The organism is Uliginosibacterium paludis (assembly GCF_039631355.1).
GTDB lineage: Bacteria > Pseudomonadota > Gammaproteobacteria > Burkholderiales > Rhodocyclaceae > Uliginosibacterium > Uliginosibacterium paludis.
Genome location: NZ_JBDIVF010000019.1, coordinates 1 through 12,314, shown reverse-complemented (window position 1 = coordinate 12,314; position 12,314 = coordinate 1). Strand labels below are relative to the sequence as shown.

Genomic DNA, 12,314 nt, shown 5'->3' with positions numbered 1-12,314 from the left:
CTTGGTGACCGGAACTTCCCGGCCCTTGCGAACGAGTTGATTAATGGTTGGCATCAAATTTCCTTGGATCTCACCACCAGCCGGAGCCTTCCCCGACACGGGCCGCGATCAAACACGGGACGACTGGCCACCTGGCCAGCCCATCCCAAGACGCGGGAGTATATGCGACTCCCGCAAATACCGTCAAGCGACGTCAGGGGCATCGCCCTCGACAGCCACCGCCGATTCTTCCGGTGCAGCGAACAGCGCCTGAGCCAGATCGAGCCCGCTTGCCGACACAGAGCGACGGTTGCGGTGATAGGCCAGACCCGTACCGGCAGGGATCAGACGTCCCACGATCACGTTCTCCTTCAGACCGCGCAGATCGTCCTTCTTGCCCATGATCGCTGCTTCGGTCAGCACGCGAGTGGTCTCCTGGAACGACGCTGCGGAGATGAACGAGTCCGTCGACAGCGAAGCCTTCGTGATACCGAGCAGCATGTACTCGAAACTTGCAGGCAGCTTGCCCGCAGCTTCGAGCTTGTCGTTTTCGTCCAGCACTTCCGAACGCTCGACCTGCTCCTCACGAATGAAGCGGCTGTCTGCCGGTTCGCTGACGATCACGCGACGGAGCATCTGGCGAACGATCACCTCGATGTGCTTGTCGTTGATCTTCACGCCCTGCAGGCGATACACATCCTGCACCTCGTCGATGATGTAACGGGCCAGCGCTTCAACACCTTGCAGACGCAGGATGTCATGCGGATCGGCCGGACCGTCAACGATCAGTTCGCCACGCTGAACCACCTGACCATCGTGCACCAGCACGTGCTTGTCCTTCGGAATCAGGGACTCGTGAACCGTGCCATCCGGCTCGGTAATCACCAGACGCTGCTTGCCCTTCGTGTCCTTACCGAAGGACAGCGTCCCCGTCACCTCAGCCAGCACGCCGGCATCCTTCGGAGCACGGGCTTCAAACAGTTCTGCCACGCGCGGCAGACCGCCGGTAATGTCGCGGGTCTTGGCAGATTCCTGCGGAATCTTGGCCAGTACGTCACCCACCGACACCTGCTGACCGTCCTTCACCGTGATCAGCGAGCCAACCTGGAAGGTAATGGTCACAGCATGATCGGTGCCCGCGATCTTCACTTCTTCGCCAGCGTCGTTGATCAGCTTGACCTGCGGACGGACGCCCTTGCTGGTGGTGCTGCGACGCTTGGAATCAATGACAACCAGCGTCGACAGGCCGGTGACTTCATCAACCTGCTTGGCAACCGTAGCGCCCTCTTCCACGTTCTCGAACTTGATCGTGCCCGAGTACTCGGTGATGATCGGACGGGTGTGGGGGTCCCACACGGCCAGTTGCGCGCCAGCTTTGACTGCCTGGCCATCATCGACCAGCAGCGTGCCACCGTAGGTGAGCTTGTGACGCTCACGCTCGCGACCGGAGTCATCCGCCACCACGACTTCTGCGGAGCGCGAGATCACGATCTTCTCGCCCTTCGCATTGGTCACATAGCGCATGTTTCCTGCAAAGCGTACGGTACCGGCCGACTTGGCCTCGACCGAGCTTGCGACAGCCGAACGCGACGCAGCACCACCGACGTGGAAGGTCCGCATCGTGAGCTGCGTACCCGGCTCACCGATCGACTGGGCAGCGATGACGCCAACCGCCTCACCGACGTTGACCAGATTGCCCCGACCGAGATCGCGGCCATAGCACTTCGCGCACAGGCCGTAGCGCGTGTCACAGGTGAGCGGAGTGCGCACGCGCACTTCGTCCACGCCGAGCGAATCAATCAGATCACAGGCGTCTTCGTCGAGCAGGCTGCCCGCGTAGATGACGGTTTCCTGGGTTTCCGGATTGACGATGTCGTCAGCCGACACACGACCCAGAATGCGCTCGCGCAACGGCTCGACCACTTCACCGCCTTCGATCATCGCCTTCATGACGAAACCGTTCGCAGTGCCGCAGTCGTCTTCGATCACGACCAGATCCTGCGTGACGTCAACCAGACGGCGCGTCAGGTAACCGGAGTTCGCGGTCTTCAGTGCCGTATCCGCCAGACCCTTACGTGCGCCGTGAGTGGAGATGAAGTACTGCAGAACGTTCAGACCTTCACGGAAGTTAGTGGTGATCGGCGTCTCGATAATGGAGCCGTCCGGCTTGGCCATCAGGCCGCGCATGCCGGCGAGCTGACGGATCTGTGCCGCGGAACCGCGAGCACCCGAGTCGGCCATCATGTAGATCGAGTTGAAAGATTCCTGCTTGGTGTCCTTGCCCTCGCGGTCAACGATGGGCTCCTTGCTGAGGTGATCCATCATGGCCTTCGCCACCTGGTCACCAGTGCGCCCCCAGATATCGACCACCTTGTTGTAGCGCTCGCCATCGGTCACCAGACCGGACGAATACTGCTGCGCGATTTCCTTCACTTCGGCTTCTGCGGTTCCGATGATGGTTTCCTTCTCGGCCGGGACAAGCATGTCCTTGACCGCGATGGAAATACCGGCGCGAGTTGCCAGGCGGAAACCGAACTGCATCAGGCGGTCGGCAAAGATCACCGTCTCGCGCAAGCCGCAACGACGGAAAGACGTGTTGATCAGGCGCGAAATTTCCTTCTTCTTCAGCGCCTTGTCGATCACGGAGAACGGCAGGCCTGCAGGCAGGATTTCGGAAAGCAGCGAACGGCCGGCAGTCGTGTGATAGCGGTTCAGCTTCTCGACCTTGTTGCCCTCGGCGTCCAGCTCGTATTCCTTGATCCGGACAGTGACCTTCGCATGCAGCGAGATCTGGCCCGACTCGTAGGCACGCTTCACCTCGGACACGTCGGTGAAGAGCATGCCTTCACCCTTGCTGTTCACACCGGCACGCGTCGCGTAGTACAGACCCAGCACCACGTCTTGAGACGGAACAATAATCGGCTCGCCGTTGGCGGGCGACAGCACGTTGTTGGAGGCCAGCATCAGGGTGCGGGCTTCCATCTGTGCTTCAAGCGACAGCGGAACGTGCACGGCCATCTGGTCACCGTCGAAGTCGGCGTTGAACGCCGCGCAGACGAGCGGGTGCAGCTGGATAGCCTTGCCTTCGATCAGCGTCGGCTCAAACGCCTGGATGCCGAGGCGGTGCAGCGTCGGTGCACGGTTAAGCATGACCGGATGCTCGCGGATCACCTCTTCGAGGATGTCCCACACCACCGGCTCTTGCGACTCAACCAGCTTCTTGGCTTGCTTGATGGTCGTAGCCAGCCCCATCAGCTCGAGCTTGTTGAAGATGAAGGGCTTGAAGAGTTCAAGCGCCATCAGCTTCGGCAGGCCACACTGATGCAGCTTGAGCTGCGGACCGACGGTAATCACTGAACGACCGGAATAGTCGACGCGCTTACCCAGCAGGTTCTGACGGAAACGACCGCCCTTACCCTTGATCATGTCGGCCAGCGACTTCAGCGGACGCTTGTTGGCGCCCGTCATGGCCTTGCCGCGACGACCGTTGTCGAGCAGCGAGTCAACCGCTTCCTGCAGCATGCGCTTTTCGTTGCGCACGATGATTTCAGGGGCCTTCAGCTCCAGCAGACGCTTCAGACGGTTGTTGCGGTTGATGACGCGGCGATACAGATCGTTCAGGTCGGAGGTGGCGAAACGGCCACCATCCAGCGGCACCAGCGGACGCAGGTCCGGCGGCAGCACCGGCAGCACTTCCATGATCATCCAGTCGGGTTTGATGCCGGACTGGGTGAAGGCTTCCAGCACCTTGAGGCGCTTGACGATCTTCTTGATCTTGGCTTCGGACCCAGTGGTCTCCAGCTCGCTGCGCAGGCGCTCGATTTCCTTATGGATATCGATGTTGCGCAGCAGACCGCGGATGCCTTCGGCCCCCATCATGGCGACGAACTCGTCACCATATTCTTCGGTCTTCGCGATGAAGTCGTCTTCGGTCAGCAGCTGGCCACGAGTCAGCGGCGTCATGCCCGGCTCGACCACGACAAATGCTTCGAAGTAGAGCACGCGCTCGATGTCGCGCAGCGTCATGTCGAGCACCATGCCGAGACGGCTCGGCAGGCTCTTCAGGAACCAGATGTGGGCAACCACCGAGGCCAGCTCAATGTGCCCCATGCGCTCGCGACGGACCTTGGAGAGCGTGACTTCGACGCCACACTTCTCACAGATCACGCCACGATGCTTCAGGCGCTTGTACTTGCCACACAGGCACTCGTAGTCCTTGACCGGGCCGAAGATCTTGGCGCAGAACAGGCCATCGCGCTCCGGCTTGAAGGTGCGGTAGTTGATGGTCTCAGGCTTCTTGACTTCACCGTAGGACCAGGAACGGATCTTGTCCGGCGAAGCGAGGCCGATGGTAATCGCATCGAACTCTTCTTCGTCAGGCAGGCTTTGCTTGAACAGGTCAGCGAGCAGGCTTTTCATCTATCTTTACTCCATTCCAGTCGCAGTTCAGTAACGCTCGAGGTCGATATCGATGGCCAGCGAACGGATTTCCTTCACCAGCACATTGAAGGATTCCGGCATGCCGGCATCGATCTTGTGCTCGCCCTTGACGATGTTTTCATAGACCTTGGTACGACCGGTCACGTCATCGGACTTCACGGTGAGCATTTCCTGCAGCGTGTAGGCTGCACCGTAAGCTTCCAGCGCCCACACTTCCATTTCACCGAAGCGCTGACCACCGAACTGTGCCTTGCCGCCCAGAGGCTGCTGGGTCACCAGCGAGTACGGGCCGGTCGAACGTGCGTGCATCTTGTCGTCGACAAGGTGGTGCAGCTTCAGCACGTGCTTGAAACCCACCGTGACCTTGCGCTCGAACTCTTCACCCGTACGGCCATCGAACAGCGTGACCTGGCCGCCGGAATCAAGGCCGGCCATTTCGAGCATGTTGATGATGTCTTCTTCGGTTGCACCGTCGAACACCGGCGTCGCGAACGGCACACCCTTGCGCAGGTTGCCTGCCAGATCAAACACCTCGGCATCGTTCAGTGACTCGATGTCTTCGCCCTTGCCGCCATTGTTGTAGATCTCAGACAGCAGTTGGCGCACTTCCTTCGCCGTCGCTTCGGCACGGAGCATTCCGTCGATCTTCTGGCCCAGACCGCGTGCGGCCCAGCCCAGGTGGGTCTCGAGGATCTGACCGATGTTCATCCGCGAAGGCACGCCGAGCGGGTTCAGCACGATATCGACCGGCAGACCGTTCTCCATGTACGGCATGTCTTCAACGGGCAGGATCTTGGAAACCACGCCCTTGTTACCGTGACGGCCGGCCATCTTGTCACCCGGCTGCAGACGACGCTTCACGGCCAGATAGACCTTGACCATCTTCTGCACACCCGGGGGCAGTTCATCGCCCTGTGTCAGCTTCTTGCGCTTGGCTTCAAAAGCGAGATCGAAGTCCTTGCGGGTCTTCTCGAGGCCTTCACGCAGTTGCTCGAGCTGCACGGCGATTGCGTCGTCCGCCATGCGGATGTCGAACCAGCTGTACTGCTCGATCGACTCCAGATAGGCCTTGTCGATCTTGGTGCCCTTGGCAAGCTTCTTCGGGCCGCCGTTGGCAGCCTGACCAATGATCAGACGCTCGATACGTTCGAAGGTATCGCGCTCCACGATACGCATCTGGTCAGCCAGGTCGAGACGGAAGCTCTTCAGCATGTCGTCGATGATCGACTGGGCACGCTTGTCGCGCTCGATGCCTTCGCGGGTGAAGACCTGCACGTCGATGACGGTGCCGTTCATGCCGGAAGGCACGCGCAGCGAGGTGTCCTTCACGTCGGACGCCTTCTCGCCGAAGATCGCGCGCAGCAGCTTCTCTTCCGGCGTCAGCTGGGTTTCGCCCTTCGGCGTGACCTTGCCGACCAGCACGTCACCGGCTTCGACTTCAGCGCCGATGTACACGATGCCGGATTCGTCCAGACGACCCAGTTGGGCTTCGCCCAGGGAGGCGATGTCGCGGGTGATGTCTTCCGGTCCGAGCTTGGTGTCACGGGCAACGACGGTCAGTTCTTCGATGTGGATCGAAGTGAAGCGGTCGTCTGCCACCACGCGTTCGGAGATCAGGATCGAATCTTCGAAGTTGTAGCCGTTCCAGGTCATGAACGCGACCAGCATGTTCTGGCCCAGCGCCAGTTCGCCGAGGTCGGTCGAGGCGCCATCGGCGATCACGTCGCCCTTGGCCAGACGGTCACCGATCTTGACGATCGGACGCTGGTTGATGTTCGTGTTCTGGTTCGAGCGGGTGTACTTGATCAGGTTGTAGATGTCGACGCCGACTTCGCCCGGCACCGTTTCATCGTCATTCACACGGATCACGACACGGTTGGCATCGATGTAGTCCACGATACCGCCGCGCAGCGCCTGCACCGTCGTACCCGAGTCCACTGCCACGGTACGTTCGATACCGGTACCGACCAGAGGCTTCTCCGGACGCAGGCAAGGCACAGCCTGACGTTGCATGTTCGCGCCCATCAGTGCGCGGTTCGCGTCGTCGTGCTCCAGGAACGGAATCAGCGAAGCAGCCACCGACACGATCTGCGATGGCGACACGTCCATGTACTGAACCTGCATCGGCTCGACAAGCATGGCTTCACCCTTGTAGCGGGCGGACACGAGGTCGCCTTCCAGGGTGCCGTCATCGGTCACCTGGGCGTTGGCCTGGGCGATGATGTACTGACCTTCTTCGATGGCCGAGAGGTAATCGATCTGGTCGCTCACCACGCCATCAGCCACGCGGCGATAGGGCGTCTCGAGGAAGCCGTGACGGTTGGTCGTGCCATAGACCGCCAGCGAGTTGATCAGACCGATGTTCGGACCTTCAGGTGTCTCGATCGGACAAACGCGACCGTAGTGCGTCGGGTGCACGTCGCGCACTTCGAAACCTGCACGCTCACGCGTCAGACCACCCGGGCCAAGAGCCGACACGCGGCGCTTGTGGGTGATTTCCGACAGCGGGTTGGTCTGGTCCATGAACTGCGACAGCTGCGAGGAGCCGAAGAATTCCTTGATCGCGGCCGAAATCGGCTTGGCATTGATCAGGTCATGCGGCATCAGGTTGTCGCTCTCGGCCTGGCCGAGACGTTCCTTGACAGCGCGCTCGACACGCACGAGACCGGCACGGAACTGGTTCTCGGCCAGTTCGCCCACGCAGCGCACGCGACGGTTACCCAGGTGATCGATGTCGTCGATTTCACCGCGGCCATTACGGAGCTCAAGCAGCACGCCAATCACGGCCAAGATGTCGTCGTTCGCCAGAACGCCCGAGCCTTCTTCGCCTTGCGGGCCGACGCGCTGATAGAAGCGCTTGAGCCACTCAGGCGACTTGTCATCCATCTTTTCCGGATAGGCGCGACGATTGAACTTCATGCGGCCCACGGCCGAAAGGTCATAACGCTCTTCGGAATAGAACAGGCTCTGGAAGAGCGATTCGACCGCATCTTCGGTCGGCGGCTCACCAGGACGCATCATGCGGTAGATCGCCACGCGCGCCTGCCACTGGTCGAGCGTTTCGTCCGAACGCAGGGTCTGTGAGATATAGCCGCCACGATCAAGGTCGTTGATGTAGAGGGTCTTGAAACCCTTCACACCTGCAGTCGAGAGCTTGGCCATCAGGTCTTCGGTCAGCTCATCGTTTGCACGCGCCAGCACTTCGCCGGTTTCCGGGTCAGCAACGTCGTGAGCCAGCACACGGCCCACCGCGAACTCTTCCGGCACGATCACGGAAGTGATGCCGGCAGCGGCGATGTCGCGCGCATGCTTGGCATTGATGCGCTTGTCCTTGCCGACGATCAGGTTACCCTTTGCATCCGCGATATCGAAACGCGCAATCTCGCCACGTAGACGGTCCGGAATCAGCTCGAAACGGATCTGGTCGCCCGCGAGTTCGAAGCTCTCGAAGTCGTGGAAAGTCGACAGGATCTCTTCGTTGTTCATCCCGATCGCCTTGAGCAGGATGGTGACCGGCATCTTGCGACGACGGTCAACGCGGAAGAACAGGAAATCCTTCGGGTCGAATTCGAAATCCAGCCAGGAGCCGCGATAGGGAATGATGCGGGCCGAGAACAGCAGCTTGCCCGAACTGTGAGTCTTGCCGCGATCATGCTCGAAGAACACGCCCGGGGAGCGGTGCAGCTGAGACACGATGACACGCTCGGTGCCATTGATCACGAAAGAGCCCGTCGTCGTCATGAGCGGAATCTCGCCCATGTACACTTCCTGCTCCTTCACTTCCTTGATGGTTTCCTTGGAAGCTTCCCGGTCGAGAATGACCAGACGAACGCGCGCACGCAGCGGCGACGCAAAGGTCAGACCGCGCTGCTGACATTCCTTCACGTCGAATGCAGGCTCGCCCAGGATGAAGTGAACGAACTCCAGGCGCGCATTGCCGGAATGCGAGGAAATCGGAAAGATCGAGGTAAACGCGGCCTGCAGGCCTTCGTTGCGCCGTGCCTGAGGCGGAACATCCGCCTGAAGGAACGAGGTATATGACTCCAGCTGAGTAGCCAGCAGGAAGGGAACATCCAGAACAGCTGCGCGCTTGGCAAAGCTCTTGCGAATGCGTTTTTTCTCGGTGTAGGAGTACGCCATAGAAGCTCCGGGTCAAGAGTCCGACGTCAGAGGACACAAGGCAGCACTGAGTGCGGGGGATTCCGCGTGGTCAATGCTGTATTCTGGCCACGTCTGTGGTATCAGCAACAACACGCCGCTTTTGACGGCCTTTCACAAAACGACAAAAGGGCTGGCGGCACCAGCCGCCAACCCCAGGTGCAGAAGTCGGGATTACTTGATCTCGACCTTTGCGCCAGCTTCTTCCAGCTGCTTCTTCAGGGCTTCTGCGTCAGCCTTGGAAATGCCTTCCTTGACGGGCTTCGGAGCGCCATCAACGACGTCCTTGGCTTCCTTCAGGCCCAGACCGGTCACGGCGCGGACCACCTTGATGACTTCAACCTTCTTGTCGCCGGCAGCAGCCAGGATGACGGTGAACTCGGTTTGCTCTTCAGCAGCAGCAGCGCCAGCAGCAGCACCACCAGCAGCCGGAGCGGCCATGGCAGCAGCGGACACGCCGAACTTCTCTTCAACAGCCTTGACCAGCTCGTTGAGTTCCATCACGGACATGGTGTCGAGGGCCGCCAGGAATGCGTCTTTATCGAATGCCATTTTGATTTCCTAAATTTGAAAGTGTTTGATTGGTTTCAGCGTGTGATCAGGCAGCAGCAGATTCGCCCTTTTTCTCGGCAACCGCGGCGATGACGCGCGCGAAACCGGAAATCGGGGCCTGCATGACGCCCAGCAGTTGTGCCAGCAGCACTTCACGGCTCGGGATGGTAGCCAGCGCTTGCACGCCGCCCTTGTCCAGAACCTTGCCGCCGTAAGAACCGGCACGGACCACAAGCTTGTCGTTGGTTTTTGCGAAGTCAGCCAGCACGCGCGCCGGAGCAACCGCATCCGAGCCGATCGAATAGATCAGCGGACCGGTCATCTGGTCGGCGAGGCCAGCGAACGCCGTGTCTGCCACAGCGCGCCGTGCCAGGGTGTTCTTCAGCACACGCAGGTAAACGCCCTGTTCGCGGGCCTTTGCACGCAAGGCAGTGAGGTGTCCCACCTCAATACCCCGGTACTCGGCGACCACGATGGTCTGAGCGTTCGCAACCTGTGCAGACACCTCGGCAACTACAGCCTTCTTGTCTTCAAGATTGAGACTCAAGGTCAACTCCTAACTCAAAAGGGCATCCGGAAACCCGGTGCCCAACCACGGCGACCTCAAATTCAGGCACAGCCATTGGCTGCATTCATCCTGTTTTCGGGAAACGCCATCTGCGCTGGGCGGAACTGATCCGATTAAGTGCCATCCGGATGGCTGACACCCCAACGGTCTTTGACAACCCCGGGCGGACGTTGCCGTCCGATCGGGCCCAAAGTTCGAAAGGGGCGACCCTCGCGGAGCGCCCCTTGATTATTTGTTACTGTGCGTTGACCGAAGTCGGTTCGACGCGAACACCAGCACCTTGCGTCGACGACAGGGCGATCTTGCGCAGATACACGCCCTTCGATGCAGCCGGCTTTGCCTTGACCAGTGCACCAACAAGTGCGCCAAGGTTCTGCTGGAGCGCTTCGACGGAGAACGAAGCACGACCAATGGTTGCATGAATGATACCGGCCTTGTCGGTACGGTATTGCACCTGACCAGCCTTGGCATTCTTCACAGCGGTCGTGACATCCATCGTCACGGTACCAACCTTCGGGTTCGGCATCAGGCCGCGCGGACCGAGAATCTGGCCCAGTGCACCGACGACACGCATGGCGTCAGGCGTAGCGATACACAGATCAAAGTCGATATTACCGGCCTTCACCTGCTCGGCCAGATCATCAAAACCGACGACATCCGCGCCCGCAGCCTTGGCCTCTTCAGCCTTGGCGCCCTGGCAGAACACGGCAACGCGCACGCTCTTGCCGGTACCGGCAGGCAGCACGACAGAGCCACGGACAACCTGGTCGGACTTCTTGGCGTCCACGCCAAGGTTCACCGAAACGTCGACGGATTCGTCAAACTTGGCCGTTGCATTCTGCTTGACCAGATTCAACGCTTCATCAGCCGCATACAGCTTGTTGCGATCAACGGCAGCGCGCAGCGCCTTCACTCGCTTGGAAATCTTTGCCATCTCACACGCCCTCCGTGGTGATGCCCATGCTGCGGGCGGAGCCTGCGATGGTGCGAACAGCTGCATCCAGATCGGCTGCAGTCAGATCCTTCATCTTGGTCTTGGCAATTTCTTCAAGCTGGGCACGCGTCACCTTGCCGACCTTGTCGGTATGCGGACGAGCAGAACCCTTTTGCACGCCAGCAGCCTTCTTGATCAGCACGGTCGCCGGCGGCGTCTTCATGATGAACGTGAAGGACTTGTCCGCGAAGGCGGTAATCACGACAGGAATCGGCAAGCCCGGCTCCATACCCTGAGTCTGGGCATTGAAGGCCTTGCAGAATTCCATGATGTTCAGGCCGCGCTGACCGAGAGCGGGACCGATGGGGGGCGAAGGGTTGGCCTTGCCCGCCGGCACTTGCAGCTTGATGTAGCCGACAATTTTCTTTGCCATGATGGCTCCTTGAAATGAGTCTTAACGCATGCACGCAGGCATGCTCCTCAAACCGGGAAAGTAAAACAGGGGACCCGGCACCCCCTGAAATCGATCAGGTTTTCTCAACCTGGCTGAACTCGAGCTCGACCGGCGTTGCACGACCGAAAATCGTGACGGAAACATGCAGACGGCTCTTTTCGTAGTTGACGCTCTCGACCGAGCCGTTGAAATCCGTAAACGGACCTTCCTTGACGCGCACGAGTTCGCCCACCTCGAACAGAATCTTGGGACGCGGCTTCTCGACCCCGGCCTGCATCTGCATCAGGATGTCATCCACCTCACGCTGCGAGATCGGAGTGGGCTTGTTGCCGGCACCACCGACAAACCCGGTAACTTTCGGAGTGCTCTTGACCAAGTGCCAGGAAGCATCATCCATGTCCATTTCGACCAGAACGTAGCCCGGAAAAAACTTGCGCTCCGTGACACTTTTCTGCCCACCCTTCATTTCCACGACCTCCTCTACAGGAACAAGAATCTGACCGAACTTGTCCTGCATGTCAGAACGGGCAACGCGCTCCAGGAGCGCGCGCTGTACCGACTTCTCGAAGCCTGAATAGGCGTGAACGACATACCATCTCTTGCTCATTGATTCCACCCCAGCAAAGCGCCGATCATCTTGCCGACCGCAAAATCAACAATCCAAAGCACTACGGCCATCACAACAACAAAGGCAAAAACAGCACCCGTGGTCTGAACCGTTTCCTTGCGCGTAGGCCACACAACCTTCTTGGCTTCTACGATGGCCTCACCACCAAACGTCGCCAAACGCTGCCCCGGCCCGGTAAACCAGCCCACGGCAACGCAAGCAGCAAGACCTGCAAGCACGCTGAGCACCCGGAAGAACACAGGCTGGCCGGAAAGAAGGTAGTAACCAGTCAGGCCCGCGACCAGCAACAGCAGCGCGAGCACAAACTTCAGTTTATCCGCCATGGGAAAATGCCTTTGCATTGAAGTGGCAGGGGCAGAGGGTCTCGAACCCCCAACCTTCGGTTTTGGAGACCGACGCTCTGCCAATTGAGCTATGCCCCTGCAGCAGAGACTACAAAAGCGCCCCGAAACCGACTTTCAGGGCGCTTTTTCAACCCGGCGAACCGGGCAGATATCGATTACTCGACGATCTTCGCCACCACGCCGGCGCCGACAGTACGGCCACCTTCGCGGATTGCAAAGCGCAGACCTTCTTCCATCGCGATCGGAGCGATCAGCTT

General features: G+C 59.7%; 9 protein-coding genes and 1 tRNA gene. All 10 read right to left on the bottom strand.

The features are described 5' to 3' along the window. Positions 1–183: 183 nt before the first annotated feature. Positions 184–4,398 (bottom strand): DNA-directed RNA polymerase subunit beta', encoded by a 4,215-nt coding sequence (gene rpoC / locus ABDB87_RS20295; protein WP_345930510.1) that lies wholly within the window; start codon positions 4,396–4,398, stop codon positions 184–186. Positions 4,399–4,425: 27 nt separating this feature from the next. Beyond that, positions 4,426–8,559, bottom strand: coding sequence for a DNA-directed RNA polymerase subunit beta (gene rpoB, locus ABDB87_RS20290; protein ID WP_345930508.1), 4,134 nt, complete (start codon positions 8,557–8,559; stop codon positions 4,426–4,428). A gap of 192 nt (positions 8,560–8,751) precedes the next feature. Continuing rightward, a complete protein-coding gene (rplL, locus tag ABDB87_RS20285; protein ID WP_345930506.1) occupies positions 8,752–9,129 on the bottom strand; it encodes a 50S ribosomal protein L7/L12 in 378 nt (125 codons plus the stop codon). A gap of 46 nt (positions 9,130–9,175) precedes the next feature. Next, positions 9,176–9,676, bottom strand: coding sequence for a 50S ribosomal protein L10 (gene rplJ, locus ABDB87_RS20280; RefSeq protein WP_345930504.1), 501 nt, complete (start codon positions 9,674–9,676; stop codon positions 9,176–9,178). A 256-nt stretch (positions 9,677–9,932) separates the two neighbouring features. Then, complete coding sequence (rplA, locus tag ABDB87_RS20275) at positions 9,933–10,631, bottom strand: 50S ribosomal protein L1 (protein WP_345930502.1); 699 nt, start codon at positions 10,629–10,631, stop codon at positions 9,933–9,935. 1 nt (position 10,632) lies between these two features. Then, positions 10,633–11,064 carry a 50S ribosomal protein L11 gene (gene rplK / locus ABDB87_RS20270; protein WP_345930500.1) on the bottom strand — a complete coding sequence of 144 codons (432 nt, stop codon included), beginning with the start codon at positions 11,062–11,064 and terminating at the stop codon, positions 10,633–10,635. A 94-nt stretch (positions 11,065–11,158) separates the two neighbouring features. After that, positions 11,159–11,692, bottom strand: a complete 534-nt coding sequence (gene nusG / locus ABDB87_RS20265) for a transcription termination/antitermination protein NusG (protein ID WP_345930498.1) — start codon at positions 11,690–11,692, stop codon at positions 11,159–11,161. Further along, entirely contained in the window at positions 11,689–12,036 is a 348-nt protein-coding gene (gene secE, locus ABDB87_RS20260) for a preprotein translocase subunit SecE (protein WP_345930497.1), read from the bottom strand. Before secE ends, nusG begins: the two co-directional genes overlap by 4 nt. Positions 12,037–12,059: 23 nt before the next feature. Beyond that, positions 12,060–12,135: transfer RNA gene (locus ABDB87_RS20255), tRNA-Trp, on the bottom strand. Positions 12,136–12,212: 77 nt separating this feature from the next. Then, positions 12,213–12,314: EF-Tu C-terminal domain-related protein (locus ABDB87_RS20250; RefSeq protein ID WP_345930517.1), on the bottom strand; the 102-nt coding region annotated here is incomplete at its 5' end.